The 16,583-nt window shown below is 65.0% G+C and carries 16 protein-coding genes; 4 read left to right on the top strand and 12 right to left on the bottom strand.

The features are described from left to right. Positions 1 to 72 precede the first annotated feature (72 nt). The 12 genes from AC5RVN_RS07980 to AC5RVN_RS08035 form a co-directional block, all read right to left on the bottom strand. Positions 73 to 702, bottom strand: a complete 630-nt coding sequence (locus AC5RVN_RS07980) for a DedA family protein (RefSeq protein ID WP_494041071.1) — start codon at positions 700 to 702, stop codon at positions 73 to 75. Between the two features lie 6 nt (positions 703 to 708). Further along, positions 709 to 2,019, bottom strand: a complete 1,311-nt coding sequence (locus tag AC5RVN_RS07985) for a thymidine phosphorylase (protein WP_494041342.1) — start codon at positions 2,017 to 2,019, stop codon at positions 709 to 711. A gap of 17 nt (positions 2,020 to 2,036) precedes the next feature. Then, the gene (locus AC5RVN_RS07990; protein WP_494041072.1) at positions 2,037 to 2,465 is read right to left on the bottom strand and encodes a cytidine deaminase; all 429 of its coding nucleotides are present in this window, start codon (positions 2,463 to 2,465) and stop codon (positions 2,037 to 2,039) included. After that, a complete protein-coding gene (locus tag AC5RVN_RS07995) occupies positions 2,452 to 3,777 on the bottom strand; it encodes an ABC transporter permease (protein WP_494041073.1) in 1,326 nt (441 codons plus the stop codon). The genes AC5RVN_RS07990 and AC5RVN_RS07995 overlap by 14 nt, the downstream gene beginning before the upstream one ends. Further along, entirely contained in the window at positions 3,774 to 5,147 is a 1,374-nt protein-coding gene (locus AC5RVN_RS08000; RefSeq protein WP_494041074.1) for an ABC transporter permease, read from the bottom strand. Before AC5RVN_RS08000 ends, AC5RVN_RS07995 begins: the two co-directional genes overlap by 4 nt. Beyond that, complete coding sequence (locus AC5RVN_RS08005) at positions 5,140 to 6,720, bottom strand: ABC transporter ATP-binding protein (protein ID WP_494137564.1); 1,581 nt, start codon at positions 6,718 to 6,720, stop codon at positions 5,140 to 5,142. The genes AC5RVN_RS08000 and AC5RVN_RS08005 overlap by 8 nt, the downstream gene beginning before the upstream one ends. Positions 6,721 to 6,900: 180 nt before the next feature. After that, complete coding sequence (locus AC5RVN_RS08010) at positions 6,901 to 8,007, bottom strand: BMP family lipoprotein (RefSeq protein ID WP_494137565.1); 1,107 nt, start codon at positions 8,005 to 8,007, stop codon at positions 6,901 to 6,903. Between the two features lie 249 nt (positions 8,008 to 8,256). Beyond that, positions 8,257 to 9,288 carry an NADP-dependent oxidoreductase gene (locus tag AC5RVN_RS08015; RefSeq protein ID WP_494137566.1) on the bottom strand — a complete coding sequence of 344 codons (1,032 nt, stop codon included), beginning with the start codon at positions 9,286 to 9,288 and terminating at the stop codon, positions 8,257 to 8,259. Then, positions 9,285 to 9,713: an organic hydroperoxide resistance protein gene (locus AC5RVN_RS08020; protein WP_494041078.1), complete on the bottom strand. Its 429-nt coding sequence runs from the start codon at positions 9,711 to 9,713 to the stop codon at positions 9,285 to 9,287. The genes AC5RVN_RS08015 and AC5RVN_RS08020 overlap by 4 nt, the downstream gene beginning before the upstream one ends. A 48-nt stretch (positions 9,714 to 9,761) precedes the next feature. Further along, positions 9,762 to 10,196: a MarR family winged helix-turn-helix transcriptional regulator gene (locus tag AC5RVN_RS08025; protein ID WP_494137567.1), complete on the bottom strand. Its 435-nt coding sequence runs from the start codon at positions 10,194 to 10,196 to the stop codon at positions 9,762 to 9,764. A gap of 119 nt (positions 10,197 to 10,315) precedes the next feature. Then, positions 10,316 to 11,515: an amidohydrolase gene (locus AC5RVN_RS08030; protein ID WP_494137568.1), complete on the bottom strand. Its 1,200-nt coding sequence runs from the start codon at positions 11,513 to 11,515 to the stop codon at positions 10,316 to 10,318. Positions 11,516 to 11,601: 86 nt separating this feature from the next. Then, positions 11,602 to 12,735, bottom strand: a complete 1,134-nt coding sequence (locus AC5RVN_RS08035) for a mannose-1-phosphate guanylyltransferase (RefSeq protein ID WP_494041081.1) — start codon at positions 12,733 to 12,735, stop codon at positions 11,602 to 11,604. A 264-nt stretch (positions 12,736 to 12,999) separates the two neighbouring features. Here AC5RVN_RS08035 and sdhC point away from each other — a divergent pair, with 264 nt between their 5' ends. From sdhC to AC5RVN_RS08055, 4 genes are all read left to right on the top strand, one after another. Then, on the top strand, positions 13,000 to 13,380 hold the full coding sequence (gene sdhC / locus AC5RVN_RS08040; RefSeq protein WP_015936418.1) for a succinate dehydrogenase, cytochrome b556 subunit: 381 nt from the start codon (positions 13,000 to 13,002) through the stop codon (positions 13,378 to 13,380). A gap of 3 nt (positions 13,381 to 13,383) precedes the next feature. Next, on the top strand, positions 13,384 to 13,845 hold the full coding sequence (locus tag AC5RVN_RS08045; protein WP_050055919.1) for a succinate dehydrogenase hydrophobic membrane anchor subunit: 462 nt from the start codon (positions 13,384 to 13,386) through the stop codon (positions 13,843 to 13,845). A 108-nt stretch (positions 13,846 to 13,953) separates the two neighbouring features. Continuing rightward, entirely contained in the window at positions 13,954 to 15,765 is a 1,812-nt protein-coding gene (gene sdhA / locus AC5RVN_RS08050) for a succinate dehydrogenase flavoprotein subunit (RefSeq protein ID WP_494137569.1), read from the top strand. A gap of 1 nt (position 15,766) precedes the next feature. Beyond that, positions 15,767 to 16,549, top strand: coding sequence for a succinate dehydrogenase iron-sulfur subunit (locus tag AC5RVN_RS08055; protein WP_494104592.1), 783 nt, complete (start codon positions 15,767 to 15,769; stop codon positions 16,547 to 16,549). The last annotated feature ends 34 nt before the right edge of the window (positions 16,550 to 16,583 follow it).

The following is a 16,583-nucleotide window of genomic DNA, read 5'->3' on the forward strand; positions in this document are numbered from 1 at the left end:
GAAATCGTTCCTAAGTGTCCCACGGCCGCGGCGCACTTCGCTACGCCCCGTCCTACCCGGACAACGGTTCAACTACGCTTCCGGTTCCTTCATCCGTTCCATCATGGGAGACCTGCGCCGGACCCTGTTGATGATGATGTCCACCACGATCCCGAGCGCCACCGCACAGATGATGGCGATGACGGCACCCAGGAGGTGGTTGTCTTCAAACCATTGGCCAAAGAACAGGCCGATTCCCACCGAATAGGCAGCCCAGAGGCTGGCCGACAGGACGGTCAGCCCCACGAAGCGCAGGTGCGGATAGCGTGTGACGCCGGCGGTGAGGTTTACCGCAACCCGCCCGATGGGGACGAACCGTGCCACGAGGATGAGCGAGGCGGGGCGCTTGCGCAGCTCCCGGCCCGCCCACCGGAAGGCACTTTGCATGCGGGGACCCCGCATCCAGGCCCAGCGCCGCGTGCCCACCCTGCGCCCGATCAGGTAGGCGATGTTGTCCCCCGAAAAGGCCCCCAGGGCAGCCACCATCATCAGGAGCCAGGGATTGGGAACATCTGCGGTGGCAGCGACCGCGGACAGGCCAACCACCACGGACTCGCTGGGGATGGGCGGGAAGAAGCCGTCAATGATGCAGCATGCCAGGACGAGGAGCAGCACCCAGGGCTGTCCGGCCGCGGCGAGAATGAAGTCATTGATGGCCTGCATGGGTCCCTATGCTATGCGGTCGATGATCAGGCGCTGTGCCGGCCGTGATCCCTCGGGCGCAATGACTACTGCGTTCTCCAGCGCTTCCTTGGCGCGGGCGAACCTTTCCGGGGTGTCGGTGAGCAGTGTCATCAGGGGCTCGCCCGCCCGGACCATGGCGCCCGGCTTGGCGTGCATCCGGACGCCGGCGCCTGCCTGCACCACGTCCTCCTTGCGGGCCCTCCCGGCGCCCAGGCGCCAGGCTGCCACGCCCACCGCAAGGGCATCGAGTTCCACCAGCACTCCGTCGGCCGGCGCGTAGACCACCTCGGATTCCCGGGCCACCGGAAGCTCGGCGCGGGGGTCGCCGCCCTGGGCCTCGATCATCCGGTTCCAGACGTCCATGGCGCGGCCGTCTTTCAGGGCAGCTGCGGGATCGGCGTCGTGGACCCCTGCAGCGGCGAGCATCTCCTCGGCGAGCCGGACCGTCAACTCCACCACGTCGTCGGGACCCCCGCCCGCCAGCACCTCGACGGACTCCTCCACCTCGATAGCGTTGCCCGCGGTCAGGCCCAGGGGGGAGCTCATGTTGGTGAGAAGGGCAACGGTGTTGACCCCTGCATCCTTGCCGAGCGCCACCATGGTTTCGGCAAGTTCGCGGGCAGTGGCCTCATCCTTCATAAAGGCGCCGCTTCCCACCTTCACGTCCAAAACCAGGGCTCCGGTCCCCTCGGCAATTTTTTTGCTCATGATGGACGAGGCGATGAGCGGGATGGCCTCAACGGTGCCGGTAACGTCGCGGAGGGCGTAAAGCTTCTTGTCCGCCGGGGCCAGGCCCGCGCCGGCCGCGCAGATGACGGCGCCCACGTCCTGCAGCTGGGCGAGCATTTCCTCATTGGTAAGCGAGGCCCGCCAGCCCGGGATGGCTTCCAGCTTGTCCAGCGTGCCGCCGGTGTGGCCGAGTCCGCGGCCGGAGAGCTGCGGGACGGCCACGCCGAAGACTGCCACCAGTGGCGCCAGGGGCAGGGTGATCTTGTCCCCGACGCCTCCGGTGGAATGCTTGTCGGAGGTGTACTTCAGCCCGCCGTCCGGGCGGCGCAGGCTGGAGAAGTCCATCCGCTCGCCTGAAGCGATCATTGCGGCCGTCCACCGCGCGATCTCACTGCGGTTCATGCCGTTGAGCAGGATGGCCATGTTGAGGGCGGCCATCTGCTCGTCCGCGATGACTCCCCGGGTGTAGGCGTCGATGGTCCAATCGATCTGTTCCGGGCTCAGTGCGCCCTTGTCCCGCTTTGTCCGGATGATGTCGACGGCGTCGAACGCCTCGGCCTTGTTGATCGCTGCGCGGTTGTCTGTCACCGGGTTTCCTCCAGGTGTTCGGGACCAAAGGCGTCTGGCAGCACCTGGTCCATGGTCTTGATGCCTTGGGTGGTCATGAGCTCCATGCCGGGGGCGCGGAATTCGTACAACAGCTGGCGGCAGCGCCCGCACGGCATCAGGACGTTGCCCCCGCCGTCCACACAATAGAAGGCGCGCAGCAGGCCGCCGCCGGTCATGTGCAGGTTGCCCACCAGCGCACATTCAGCGCAGAGCGTCAGCCCGTAGCTGGCGTTTTCCACGTTGCAGCCGCTGACGATCCTGCCGTCCTCGGTAAGGGCTGCCGCGCCCACCGGGAACTTCGAGTAAGGCGTGTACGCCTTGGCCATGGCGTCGACGGCGGCAGCCTCCAGTGCGGCCCAGTCCACGCCGCTTCCGGATCCCACGCCGCCGTCAACCCTTGACATAGGGAATACCGCTCGCTGCCGGGCCCCGGGATTTGCCTACCAGTCCGGCGACGGCGAGGACCGTTACCAGGTAGGGCAGCATGGCCATGAACTGGCTGGGCACCGGGGTGCCGATGATCGTGACGATACTCTGCAGGTTGTCTGCGAAGCCGAACAGGAGCGCGGCGAAGAACGCGCCGATGGGGTTCCACCGGCCAAAGATCAGCGCGGCCAGCGCGATGAAGCCGCGTCCGCCGGAGATTTCCTTGGTGAAGCTGTCGATCGCGACGAGGGTGAAGAAGGATCCGCCGATGCCGGCAATTGCCCCGCCAAGCGTGACGTTCCAGAAGCGGGTGGCATTTACGTTGATGCCCAGGGTGTCGGCCGCCTGTGGGTGCTCGCCCACAGCGCGGACCCGCAGGCCCCAGCGGGTCTTGAAGAGGCCTACCCAGACCACCAGGACCGCAACGTACATCAGGTATCCCACCACCGATTGGCGGAAAAGGATGGGCCCGATGATGGGGATGCTGGACAGGACGGGGATCTCGATGATGTCCAGCCCGGGAGGTGAGTTGAACTGCGCCTTGTTGGCCTGCATAACGGTGCTGAACAGGAAGCCCGTGACGCCGGAGACCAGGACGTTGAGCACCACGCCCACGATGATCTGGTTCACGAGGTACTTGATGCTGAACAGCGCCAGCACCATGGAAACCACTGCCCCGGCCACGGCGGCGGCAAGCAGCCCGATGAAGGGGTTCTGGGTCATGCTCGCCACGATGGCGGCAGTGAACGCGCCGCCCAGGAGCTGGCCCTCGATGGCGATGTTGACCACGCCCACCCGCTCACACAGGACGCCGGACAGGGAACCGAACACCAGCGGGACGGCGAGGGTGACGGACCCGGCGATGAGGCCTGCCAGCGAGATGCTCGGGGTACGCGCACCGCCCACCACCCAGATGAGGAAAGCGGCCACGAACAGGACGATGAAGGTGACGGTCAGCCAGCCGGGCGCGGGCCGGTCCTTGGTCTTGAGGTAGACCGCGTAGGCTGCCAGGCCCAGCAGGAGGACGGACAACACCATGCCGCCAGTGAACGCGTTCACCGCCAGGGCCGGCAGCTGGAAAAAGTCCTCGCCGGTGGAGATGCCGAAACTCGCGGTCTGGTTGGGCGCCATCAAACCGAAGAAAACCAGGGCGATCAGGCCGAAGACCGTGAGCAGGACGGGCGTCCTCCAGGTCACCGGTTTGGCGGAGACGGCGCTGGGGCCGGTGTCTTTCGGAGTGTGATCCGGCTGTGGTTGTCCCGGGCGGGGTGACGATACTTTTGTGCTCATGCGGCACCTCCGGTTGTGGCTGCCTGACGGGACTTGGCCGTGCGGGCAGGCTTCCTGCGGCGGGGGTTCAGGCCGAAGATTGCCCGGACCAGCGGCGGGGCCGCAATAAAGAGGACGATCAGGGACTGCACCACCAGGACGATGTCGATGGGGGTTCCGGTCTGGATCTGCATTTGGACCGCCCCGGCGCGGAAGGCGCCGAACAGCAGGCCGGCGGCAAAGGTTCCCCACGGCGTCGAACGCCCCAGGAGGGCCACCGTGATCGCGTCGAACCCATAGGTGGCGGCCACGCCGTCGGTGAGGACTTTTTCCGTTCCCGCCACCTGAGCGACGCCGGACATTCCCGCCAGTCCGCCCGCAATCGCCATCACCAGGATGGTGGAGCGGGAGACGTTGATGCCGGCCGTCTGGGCAGCCTTGGGGTTGGCGCCCACGGCACGGAACTCGAAGCCCACGGTGGACCGGTTCAGCAGCCACCACACCAGGACGGTGGCGGCGATGGCCAGGAGGAAACCAAGGTGCAGCCGGTACTGGGTGCCGAAAATCTGCGGGTATACGGCCGTGGGATCCAGGATGGGCGAGATGGGGTTTGTCTCCCCTGGCCGCTGGAAGGCCGGGGTGTTCAGCAGGTACCGCAGGAAGTACAGCGCGATGTAGTTGAACATGATGGTGAGAATGACCTCATGGGCGCCCGTCCGGGCTTTCAGCAGCCCCACCAGGCCTCCCCAGAAGGCACCGCCGATGATGCCGGCCACCAGGACCAGCAGCAGGTGCAGCCCCAGGGGCAGGTGCAGCGCGAAGCCCACCCAGGCGGCAAGGATGCCGGCCACAATGATCTGCCCCTGCCCGCCGATGTTGAAGAGTCCGGCACGGAACGCAAGTGCCACGCCAAGGCCGGCCGTGATGAGCGGCGTGGCAATGGTGAGTGTTTCCATGAACGGTGCGAACTGGGCCGCCACGCTGTTGCCGCGCGGGTTGAAGACCGAGCCCTGGAACAGGGCAATGTAGGAGCGGGTGGCAGCGTTCCACACGGCTGTCAGGAAGTCGGTGGGACGCGCGAAGAGGTAGGTGGACGTGGTGGCTACCTGTTTGTCAGTGCTGGCAATCAGGAGCCCGCCGATGATGAGCGCCAGCAGGACCGCGAGGACCGAAACCATGCCGCTGCCGGTAAAGATCTTCCGGAGCAGCGTCTCCGGACCGCCGGGAAGCTGTCCGCTTTGGGCAGTGGCCGGAACCGCCGAAGGTTCCATGGCGCCGCCCGCGGTATCAACGGATACGACGGCGGCTGTCTCCTCCTCAGCAGGGGTGGCCGGGTGGGCTTTGCTGCCGCCCGCTTCGGCAGCGTGTTTGGGGGGATGCTGCTCAGACAAGGTCGCCTCCTTCGGCGTCGGACGTGGAGGCCGTTGCGGCTGTGGGCGGGTGCCCCGCGGAGTGTGCGTGTTCCTCGGGCGGAATGCCTGCCATCATGAGGCCCAGGACATCCCGGCTGGTGCCGGCCGGGACCACGCCCACCAGCTTGCCCTTGTAGAGCACCGCGATGCGGTCCGCCAGTTCCATGACCTCGTCAAGCTCGGTGGAGATAATCATCACCGGTGTGCCCTGGTCCCGCTCGGCAACGATCCTGCGGTGGAGGAACTCGATGGAGCCCACGTCCACGCCGCGGGTGGGCTGCGAAGCGATGAACAGGCGCAGCGGCCGGGAGAGTTCGCGCGCCATCACCACTTTCTGCTGGTTGCCGCCGGAAAGCGTGCCTGCCGCGGCCGCGGCTGAGGGCGTCCGCACGTCGAACTCGCCGATGCGGGCCTTGGCGTTCTCCAGGATCTTCGCGGGGCTCATGCTAATGCCCTTGGCGAAGGGAGGCTTGTCGTAGAGGTCCAGGACCAGGTTTTCGGCCACCGAAAACGTGCCCACCAGTCCGTCCACCTTGCGGTCTTCCGGGACGAATCCGACGCCGGCGTGCAGGACTTCCTTGACGGACCTGCCCAGCAACTCCTTGCCGTCCAGCTTGATGGAGCCGAAGACCCGGTCCTGGAGGCCGAGGATGGCTTCGGTGAGTTCTGTCTGGCCGTTCCCCTGCACGCCTGCCACGGCCAGTATTTCCCCACGGGCAATGCTGAAGCTGAGCCCGTCCACCACGTGGTGGCCGTTGGGGGCGATGACCGTCAAATCCCGGACTTCGAAGGTCGTCTCCTTCGGCTGGGCGGGTGCCTTGTCCAGGTTCAGGCTGACGGCGCGTCCCACCATCATTGAGGCAAGCTCGGTTGTGGGGGCGGCGGGGTCCGCGGTCCCCACCACCTTGCCGCGCCTGATCACGGTGATGGTGTCCGAAACTTCCTTCACCTCCCGCAGCTTGTGGGAGATGAACACGATGGACGTGCCCGCGGCCCTGAGCTGGCGCATGATGTCCAGCAGTTCATCGGTCTCCTGGGGTGTCAGGACGGCAGTGGGTTCGTCGAGGATCAGGACCTTGGCGTTGCGGACCAGCGCCTTGATGATTTCGACGCGCTGCTGGACACCAACCGGCAGGTCCTCCACCAGGGCGTCCGGATCGACGTCAAAGCCGTACTGATCCGAGATTTCCTTGATCCGGCGGCGCGTCTCCTCCAGGTTGAGGAAGCCGGCAGCCTTGGTGGGTTCGGCACCGAGCGCCACGTTCTCGGCCACCGTGAAGACGGGGACCAGCATGAAGTGCTGGTGCACCATCCCGATCCCCGCCGCCATCGCATGGCCGGGTCCGCGGAAGGACACGGCCTTGTCATCAATGAGGATTTCGCCTTCGGACGGCTCATAAAGGCCGTACAGCACATTCATCAGCGTGGATTTTCCGGCCCCGTTTTCGCCCAGCAGACAGTGTATTTGTCCGGGTTCAACCACCACGTCGATGTGGTCGTTGGCGAGCAGGGTTCCGAAGCGTTTAGTGATCCCTCTGAGTTCAAGTTTCAAAACTCTGACCAATCTCGAAGCGTCCAGTGATTGACCGGACGGGATATGTGGCTGCAGCACCAGCCTAGTGGGTGCAGTCCTGGGATGAGCGGGCGGTGGCCCGAAAGCGGAAGGCCACAGCAAAAAGCGCCACCGCCCGGCCAGTCATTGACCAACCGGGGGTGGCGCTTCAGATGCGGGTCAGGCCTTGGGGCTGGCGGCGGACTCGACCTTCAGCTTGCCGTCAACGATGTCCTTCTTGATCTGGTCCAGCTCGCTCTTCAGCTCGGCGGGAACCTGGGATTCGAGGTCGTGGAACGGGGCCAGCTGCACACCTTCGTTGGCGAGGGTGCCCACGTACGGGGTGTTGTCGAAGTTGCCTTCCTTGTCCTCCTTGACCACGGTCTCCACGGCGTCGCCCATCTGCTTCATGACAGAGGACAGCATGATGTCCTTGTAGTCAGGGGCCGTGAGGTAGCCGTCGGAATCCACCCAGATCAGCTTGACGTCCTTGCCGGCGTCCTTGGCTTCCTTCAAGGCAGCACCGGCACCCTTGCCAACGGGCCCGGCCACCGGCATCACGATGTCGGCACCCTGGTCCAGGAAGTTCTGGGTGAGCTGCTTGCCCACATCCTGTTTCTCGAAGTCGCCGGTGAAGCTGCCGTCCTGGGCGTCCTTGTTCCAGCCAAGGAGCTTGACGTCCTTGCCCTTCTGCTCGTTGTAGTACTTCACGCCGTCGGCATAGCCGTCCATGAAGATGGTCACGGTGGGGATCTTGATGCCGCCGAAGGTGGCCACCGTTCCGGTCTTGGTGGTTCCGGCGGCAAGGTAGCCGGCGAGGAACGCAGCCTGGGCGGTGTCGTAGATGATTGGCTTGACGTTGGCAATCGGAGTCTCGTAGCCGAAGTCGACAATCGCGAAGTGGCTGTCCGGGTTGGCCTCAGCCTGCGCCTTTGTGGCGTCGCCGAGCAGGAAGCCAACGGTGACGGTGAGGTCGCATCCGGCCGTGACCATGGCGCGCAGGTTGGGCTCGAAGTCGTTGTTGGTCTTGGACTCCACCTGGTTGACCTTGATGCCGAGGTCGGTTTCAGCCTTCTTCAGGCCCTCGTAGGAGGACTGGTTGAAGGACTGGTCGTCGAAGCCACCGGAGTCGGAAACAATGCAGCCGGTGTAGTCGCTGGCGCCGGCCGTGGAGCCGCTGCCGGCTTCGGGGGGCGCGCCGCAGCCGGCCAGCACGAGCGCTGTGGCACCCACTGTAGCCAGGCCTGCAACGGAACCGCGCTTGAGGTGCGCACGCAGTGATGTCATCAAGATTCCTCCAGGATGAAGAGAGTGGCGCTACGGCTCGAATTCAATGAGTGTCCGTTTCTGCACTGAAATTCTGTTTTCACTGAGGTCCGCAGCACTGCGCCGGAGCGCACTGATGCCACTACTTTAGTGGCCTGCGCCACGTCCCAATAGCACAGCGGCTCCGGATCGAGGAGATTGTTGACAAGTTGTTACCAACCAGTAGGGGTGCCGCCTCCGGCGCGGCACCCCTTACTGAAGCCCGGCCTGTTACAGCGCGGGCTGGAGGCGGACCAGCATCTTGCCGGTGTTGGCCCCGTCAAGCAGGTCCATAAAGGCCTGCGGCGCATTTTCCAGCCCGTCAACGATGGTTTCGTCGTACTGCACGGTGCCGTCTGCCAGCCAGCCGGCCATCCTCCCGGCGAACTCAGCCGCGTGCTGGCGCTGGCCGCCCACCAGGAAGCCCTTGAGGGTGAGCTGCTTGCCGATGGCCAGCATCAGGTTGTGCGGAGCAGGAGTCGGCTTGGTTGAGTTGTACTGGGCGATGGCTCCGCACATTGCCACGCGGCCGCCAACGTTGAGGGCGGCCAAGGCTGCCTCAAGGTGCTCGCCGCCGACGTTATCGAAATAGACGTCGATGCCGCCGGGGCCGGCTGCTTCGTTCAACTGCCCTCGCACTGGGCCGTTGTGGTAATCGAAGGCGGCGTCAAAGCCGAGCTCAAGGAGCCGGGCCACTTTGGCTGGCGAGCCCGCGGATCCGATCACCCGCGAGGCACCCATCGCTTTGGCAATCTGGCCAACCAGTGAACCCACCGCTCCCGCGGCACCGGAGACGAACACCGCGTCACCCGCTTTGAATTCGGCCACCTTCAGCAGTCCGGCGTAGGCGGTCAGCCCTGTCATGCCCAGTGCACCGAGAAAGGCGGACGCCGGAGCAAGGGCTGTGCGGACCTGCTGTGCCGTACCTGCGTCCACCACTGCATACTCGCGCCAGCCCAGGTTGTGCACCACAACGTCCCCTTCCTGGTGTTCGGTGGAACGGGACGCGATCACCTCGCCTACGGCGCCGCCGTCGAGCGCTTTGTCCAGCGCGAAGGGCGCAGAGTAGGACTTAACGTCGTTCATGCGTCCCCGCATGTAGGGGTCGACGGACATGTAGAGATTCCGGACCAGGATCTGCCCCTCCTGGAGCCCGGGCAGCGGCGACTCGGCAAGCTCGAAGTTGCCGGCGTCGGGGCGGCCCACGGGACGGGAGGCCAGGCGGATTTCGCGGGTCTTTGCCGGAAGGGTTCCGAGGCTCATGCAGCGAATTCCATGATCCTGATGTCCACGCTGATGTTTCCCCGCGTGGCGTTGGAGTACGGGCAGATCTCATGGGCCTTGGCCACCAACGCCTCTGCGGTGGCAAGATCCAGCGCCGGCAGCGCAATCTCCAGCTCCGCGGCGAGGCCGAAGCCGGCGTCGTCCAGCTTGCCGAGGTGGACCTTGGCAGCCACCGCAGAGTCTGTCAGGTCGGCCCGTTCCTGGCGGCCCACCAGGCGGAGTGCGGAGTGGAAGCAGGCTGCGTAGCCGGCTGCGAAGAGTTGTTCGGGATTGGTGCCCTGGCCGTTTCCGCCCAGCTCCACGGGGCTGGACAGTGTGACGTCCAGCTTGCCGTCGTTGGTCCGCGCATTCCCGTCGCGCCCTTCGCCCGAGGCGAGTGCTTCTGCAGTGTAGAGAGGTTTCACGGTGATCCGTCCTGTCTTGGTGGTTGAAAAACGTGGCGGCTGATGCTGTCAGCGGCTGCGCTGGAGGGCGGCCGTCAAACGGCCCAGAGTGTTGTGGAGCTGATCCAGTTCCGCGGGCGTAAGACCTGCAGCCTCGGCCAGGCGCTTGGGGATGGCACCGGCCTTGCCGCTGAGCTCCCGCCCGGCGGCCGTCAGGTGGATGGCGACACGGCGCTCGTCTTCCCCGGACCTGTGGCGCTCCACCAGGCCCAGTGACTCCAGGCGCTTCAGCAGGGGCGAGAGAGTACCGGAATCCAGGCCGAGCTCCTGGCCCAGTTCCTTCACGCCGCGCGGTTCGTCCTCCCAGAGCACCAGCATGACCAGGTACTGGGGATAGGTCAGGCCGAGCTCTTCCAGGACGGGCCGGTAGACCGCGGTTGCTGCGCGGGACGCCGAGTAGAGCGCAAAGCACACTTGGCGGTCCAGCCGTGGAGCATCAGTCATGGAAGCAGCTTAGTGGGCAATTGAATTGTGCACAACTTAGTAGCGGGCGACATGGCAAGTGCCGGGCGGCCGGGCTGAGTGCGCGGATTGCGACTGCGCTTGCGCCTGCGCCTTGGTTTTTAGAGGTTGCGGATAGTGCGCAGCGCGGCAGCCGTGAGAACGCGGATGCCGAGGCCCAGCGCACGCTCGTCCAGGATGTAGTCGCCGCGGTGGAGGTCATATTCCTCGCCGCCGGGCGTCTTGGTGCCAAGGCGCATCATGGCGCCGGGCAGTTCGGCGAGGAACCAGGCGAAGTCCTCCCCGCCCATGGACTGCGGGGTAAGCACTACGGCGCTTTCGCCAATTTCCGCCCGCGCCGATGCTTCGATGATGGCCGTCTCGTGTTCGGAGTTGACTACCGGAGGCACTCCCCTGGTGTGCTCCAGGCGCACGTCAACACCGTAGGGGGCAGCTACCTGGTGCACCACCTCATCCAGCAGCTCCCCGGCGGCGTGCCACGCCTCGCGGTCCAGGCAGCGCATTGTCCCGGCCATATAGCCGGTCCCCGGGATGGCATTGGGCGCCGAGCCGGCGGAAATCTGGCCCCACACCACCGAGACCCCGCTCCGGACATCCACGCGGCGGGACAGGACGGCGGGAACATTGACGGCGATCTGGGCCAGGGCGAACACAAGGTCCTCGGTCAGGTGCGGACGGGACGTGTGGCCCCCGCGGCCGGAAAGTTCAATACGGATGGTGTCCGACGCCGAGGTGATGGCACCGATGCGGGTACCGATCTTGCCCGCTTCGATGCGGGGATCGCAGTGCAGGGCCAGGATCCTGGGTACGCCGTCCAGGACGCCCTGCTCGATGCACGAGTGGGCACCGCCGGGCATGGTTTCCTCCGCGGGCTGGAAGATGATGCGGACGGTGGCGCCCAGGGGCTCCTCCAGGTGCATCCGGTGCAGCACCAGGGCGATGCCCAGCATGGTGGTGGTGTGGACGTCATGGCCGCACGCGTGCGTGACGCCGTGGTTTTTCGAGGCAAAGGGCAGGCCGGTTTCCTCGATGATGGGCAAGGCATCGATATCGCCCCGCAGCGCGGTGGCGATTGGGCCTTCGCCCACGTCCACGGTGAGTCCGGTGCCCTCCAGGCGGCGCGGGTTCAGGCCGGCGGCCTCGAGCCGGTCTGCCAGCTTGTCCGTGGTCCGGAACTCCTTGAAGGACAGTTCCGGGTGCGCATGCAGGTCCCTGCGGAAGTCGATCAGTTCCGGCAGGAGCGGCTCAAGCCATGGAGCCACCAGTGCGGTGGGCTCGGCTTCCGTAGTGTAATTGCGCACTGGTTCACTCTAGCGAGGGACACCGGAATACGGGTTATCGCGGTCCCCGCGTTACATCCGGGAACCGCGATGCCGCAACAACCGCCTTAGAGAACGTCGGTATCCCCGCTGGCCTTGAGGGCGTCGACCGCCGCCTTGACCCGCTGCGAGTTGGCCATGGTGGTCACAAGCAGGGCATCCGGGGTGTCCACGATGACAACGTCCTCAATGCCGATGAGGGCAATCACGCGCTTAGTGTCGCTGACCACCACACCGCTGGAGTTCTCGGTGAAGACGCGGGCGCCCTCCCCCAGCACCGTGACATCGTCCACTTCCCGTGCGCTGTTCAGCCGGCCCACGGATGCAAAGTCACCGACGTCGTCCCAGCGGAAGGAACCGGGCACGACGGCGACGTCCCCGGCCTCGGCGGCAGGTTCGGCAACGGCGTAGTCAATGGCGATCTTGGGCAGCGTGGGCCACACGCGGGCCGTGACCTCATCCCGGGCAGGAGTGTCCCAGGCGCGCGCAATTTCCTGCAGTCCCTGGAACAGTTCGGGCTGGTTCGCTTCGAGGTGCTTGAGCAGCAAAGCAACCGGAGCGACGAACATGCCGGCATTCCATACGTAGTTGCCGCTGTCCACGTACTGCTGGGCCACTTCCTCGTTCGGCTTTTCAACGAACTCCACGACGTCCTGGGCGCTGGGTGCACCCTCGATGCGCAGGTCCTGGCCGGAGCGGATGTAGCCGAACCCGGTGGACGGGTGGGTGGGTTTGATGCCGATGGTCACAATCTTGCCTGCGGCGGCAGTGTGGATCGCCTCTTGCACCGCCTGCTGGAACAGGCTGTCCGGGCTGATCACCTGGTCCGCGGCAAAGGAGCCCATGATGGTGTCCGGATCGCGCTCATGGAGGATGGCAGCAGCAAGGCCGATCGCAGCCCCTGAATCCTTTGGCTCCGACTCCAGGACAAGGTCAGCATCCTGGACCTCGGGAAGCTGCCGGCATACCGCTTCGCGGTGGGCCTGGCCGGTAACAACCAGGACCCGGTGGCCCGCAAGCGGGTGCAGCCGGTCGTAGGTGGCGCGCAGCAGTGTGCTGCCTGAACCGGTGAGATCGTGCAGGAACTTGGGAGCTGCGGCTCGCGACAGGGGCCAAAGGCGGGTCCCCACTCCGCCTGCCGGGATCACCGCGATGAAGCGGTCAAGGGGTGAAACCGGGCTTGTCACTTTGTCTGTACTCATCAAGGCCTACTTTAGCCGACCCGCTTCCGGCGGCCCGTCCGGCTCCACAGCCCGCCCCACATAAGCACGGCGGGGAGATGAATGTGGTATTTGTCTCATAATTGGGGGGATTCCTTGCCGCCTGCGGGCACCAAGGCCTCCCTAAATTGAATAAGCTGGTGCCTGAGCCTAAATTTAGGCTCCGAGCTACGAGTGCTCTCGCAGCAGGCGTTCCCCCCGCGTGGATCCCATGCCAGCGCCGCTGTGTTGCAGGGAGGTTTATCAGTGCCGACAAAACCAGCTGGCACCTTGTACCGCGGCCGTGAAGGCATGTGGTCCTGGGTAGGACACCGAATCACCGGTGTAGTGATCTTTTTCTTCTTGTTGGTCCATGTCCTGGACACCTCCCTGGTGCGGGTGTCTCCGGAGGCCTACACCGCGGTGATCGGTGCTTACAAGAACCCGCTGATGGCCCTGGGTGAAACCGGCCTGGTTGCCGCCATCGTTTTCCACGCTTTCAACGGCCTGCGCATCATCGCGGTGGACTTCTGGAAGAAGGGCGCCAAGTACCAGCGCCAGATGCTTTGGGCAGTCCTTGGCCTTTGGGTAGTCACCATGGTCGCCTTCTCCATCCGCCACCTGTCCCTCGCGCTCGGAGGTCACTAAGCCATGTCCGCAACCATCGAGAGCCCGCGCAGCGGGCGCATTGCCCCCCAGTACCGCCGCACCGGTGGCAGCCGGGGCAACTTCGAAATGATCGCCTGGCTGTTCATGCGGCTCTCCGGGGTAGTGCTTGTAGTCCTCATCTTCGGCCACCTCTTCGTAAACCTCCTGGTGGGTGAAGGCATCCACGCCATCGACTTCGGTTTTGTTGCCGGCAAGTGGGCCGACCCGTTCTGGCAGTTCTGGGACCTCACCATGCTCTGGCTGGCCATGCTGCACGGCACCAACGGTGTCCGCACCATCATCAACGATTACGCGGAAAAGGATTCAACCCGCCGCTGGCTGAAGACCGTCCTCTACTCGGCCACTGTGGTCATCATCGTGCTGGGCACCCTGGTGATCTTCACCTTCGACCCGTGCCCCGTGGTTGACGGCGTTCCCCTGCCGGGCGGATTCTGCCCTGCCTAGTATCGGCGGCATCCCGGGCCCGCGGGTTTAACCGCGGGCCCTGTTTTGCGGAGCGGACAACGCCCGCCCCTTGTTTTATTGCGAATTTTGAGAGAAAGAGCGTCTGGTATGCAGGTCCATAAGTACGACGTCGTCATCGTCGGTGCCGGCGGCGCTGGCATGCGCGCCGCGATCGAATCCGGTCAACGCGCCCGCACAGCAGTACTGACCAAGCTCTACCCCACCCGCTCGCACACTGGTGCGGCGCAGGGTGGCATGTGTGCAGCCCTTGCAAATGTCGAGGAAGACAACTGGGAGTGGCACACGTTCGACACCGTCAAGGGCGGCGATTACCTGGTGGACCAGGACGCGGCAGAGGTCATGGCCAAGGAAGCCATCGACGCTGTGCTGGACCTGGAAAAGATGGGCCTGCCGTTCAACCGCACGCCGGAAGGACGGATCGACCAGCGCCGGTTCGGCGGCCACACCCGCGACCACGGCAAGGCCCCCGTCCGCAGGGCGTGCTACGCCGCGGACCGCACCGGCCACATGATCCTGCAGACGCTGTACCAAAACTGCGTCAAGCACAACGTCGAGTTCTACAACGAGTACTACGTCCTGGACCTGCTGACGGTGGAAGAGGACGCAGTCCGCGCGGACGGCACGCCGTACAAGCAGAAGCGCGTTGCCGGTGTGGTCTCCTACGACCTCGCATCAGGCGAGCTGCACGTCTTCCAGGCCAAGTCCGTGGTGTTCGCTTCCGGTGGCGCCGGCAAGGTCTTCAAGACCACCTCCAACGCCCACACCCTCACCGGTGACGGCATGGGCATCGCGTTCCGCCGCGGCATCCCCCTGGAGGACATGGAGTTTTTCCAGTTCCACCCGACCGGTCTCGCCGGCCTGGGCATCCTCCTGTCCGAAGCCGCCCGCGGTGAAGGGGCAATCCTGCGCAACTCCGAGGGTGAGCGCTTTATGGAGCGCTACGCCCCCACCATCAAGGACCTGGCGCCCCGTGACATCGTGGCCCGTTCCATGGCCAACGAGGTCCGCGAAGGCCGCGGCTGCGGCCCGAACAAGGACTACGTCCTCCTGGACCTCACGCACCTGGAACCGGCGCACATCGATGCCAAGCTTCCGGACATCACCGAGTTTGCCCGCACCTACCTCGGCGTGGAGCCCTACACGGAGCCAGTTCCCGTGTTCCCCACCGCGCACTACGCCATGGGCGGCATCCCCACCAACATCACCACCGAAGTCCTGCAGGACAACGACACCGTGGTTCCCGGCCTGTACGCAGCCGGCGAGGTTGCGTGCGTCTCCGTCCACGGCTCCAACCGGTTGGGCACCAACTCGCTGCTGGACATCAACGTGTTCGGCAAGCGTGCCGGTATCGCCGCGGCTGAGTACGCCAGGACGGCCGATTTTGTGGAACTGCCGGAGAACGCGGTGGCTTACACCACCGAACTGCTGGACATCGCCCGCAACGGCGTCGGCGAAGAAAAGGTGGCCGTGATCCGCAAGGAACTCCAGGACACCATGGACGCCAACATGCAGGTGTTCCGCACCGCGGAGACCCTGAACCAGGTGCTGCGCGACATCGCCTCCTTCGAGGAGCGGTACAAGCGCATTAACGTCCAGGACAAGGGCAAGCGCTTCAACCTTGACCTGCTTGAGGCCGTTGAACTCGGCTTCCTGCTGGAGCTTGCCAAGGTGATGACCGTGGCGGCCCTGCACCGCGAGGAGTCCCGCGGCGGACATTTCCGCGAGGACTTCCCGGAACGCAATGACGAGAAATTCATGAAGCACTCCATGGCGTACAAGGACGACCTCGCCCCGGCGGACGGAACGGTTGCAGCAGACGCTGCAGTAACGGCCGGCATCCGCCTGGACACCAAGCCGGTTGTCTTTACCCGCTACGAGCCGATGGTGAGGAAGTACTAAGATGACCGCTGAAACCGCTGAGCCAGCCTCAAAAATTGAACTGCCTGCCGGCGTTGGCGGTGGCGGGGAGATCCCTACGTTCGATGTGCACATGCGCGTGCGCCGCTACAACCCGGAAGTTTCCGGGGAAGCCACGTGGGATGACTTCCACCTCACCATGTACGGCACTGACCGAGTCCTCGACGCCCTGCACAAGGTCAAGTGGGAAATGGACGGCAGCCTGTCCTTCCGCCGCTCCTGCGCGCACGGCGTTTGCGGTTCGGATGCCATGCGCATCAACGGCCGCAACCGTCTCGCCTGCAAGACGCTCCTGAAGGACCTGGATACGTCCAAGCCCATCACCGTGGAGCCCATCAAGGGCTTGCCGGTTGAGAAGGACCTCATTGTGGACATGGAGCCGTTCTTCCAGTCCTACCGCGAGGTCATGCCGTTCCTCATCAACAAGGGCCACGAGCCCACCAAGGAACGCCTTCAGTCCGCCGAGGACCGTGAACGCTTCGATGACACCACCAAGTGCATCCTTTGCGCCGCGTGCACGTCCTCCTGTCCTGTGTTCTGGACCGACGGCCAGTACTTCGGACCGGCGGCGATTGTCAACGCGCACCGCTTCATCTTCGATTCACGCGACGACGCCGGCGACATGCGCCTTGAGATCCTCAATGACAAGGAAGGCGTGTGGCGCTGCCGCACCACCTTCAACTGCTCGGAAGCATGCCCCCGCGGCATCCAGGTGACCCAGGCCATCCAGGAAGTTAAGCAGGCCATCCTCTCCCGCAAGATCTGACTTAGGATCCAGCAGACGACGGCGCTGTCCCCCA

The sequence above is a fragment of the Arthrobacter sp. sptzw32 genome (assembly GCF_059089735.1).

Excerpts from the sequence above, each read along its gene's own strand:
- AC5RVN_RS07980 (WP_494041071.1), bottom strand. The coding sequence starts at position 702 with ATGCAGGCCATCAATGACTTCATTCTCGCCGCGGCCGGACAGCCCTGG.
- AC5RVN_RS07990 (WP_494041072.1), bottom strand. The coding sequence starts at position 2,465 with ATGTCAAGGGTTGACGGCGGCGTGGGATCCGGAAGCGGCGTGGACTGG.
- AC5RVN_RS07995 (WP_494041073.1), bottom strand. The coding sequence starts at position 3,777 with ATGAGCACAAAAGTATCGTCACCCCGCCCGGGACAACCACAGCCGGAT.
- AC5RVN_RS08010 (WP_494137565.1), bottom strand. The coding sequence starts at position 8,007 with ATGACATCACTGCGTGCGCACCTCAAGCGCGGTTCCGTTGCAGGCCTG.
- AC5RVN_RS08015 (WP_494137566.1), bottom strand. The coding sequence starts at position 9,288 with ATGAGCCTCGGAACCCTTCCGGCAAAGACCCGCGAAATCCGCCTGGCC.
- AC5RVN_RS08025 (WP_494137567.1), bottom strand. The coding sequence starts at position 10,196 with ATGACTGATGCTCCACGGCTGGACCGCCAAGTGTGCTTTGCGCTCTAC.
- AC5RVN_RS08035 (WP_494041081.1), bottom strand. The coding sequence starts at position 12,735 with ATGAGTACAGACAAAGTGACAAGCCCGGTTTCACCCCTTGACCGCTTC.
- AC5RVN_RS08045 (WP_050055919.1), top strand. The coding sequence starts at position 13,384 with ATGTCCGCAACCATCGAGAGCCCGCGCAGCGGGCGCATTGCCCCCCAG.
- sdhA (WP_494137569.1), top strand. The coding sequence starts at position 13,954 with ATGCAGGTCCATAAGTACGACGTCGTCATCGTCGGTGCCGGCGGCGCT.
- AC5RVN_RS08055 (WP_494104592.1), top strand. The coding sequence starts at position 15,767 with ATGACCGCTGAAACCGCTGAGCCAGCCTCAAAAATTGAACTGCCTGCC.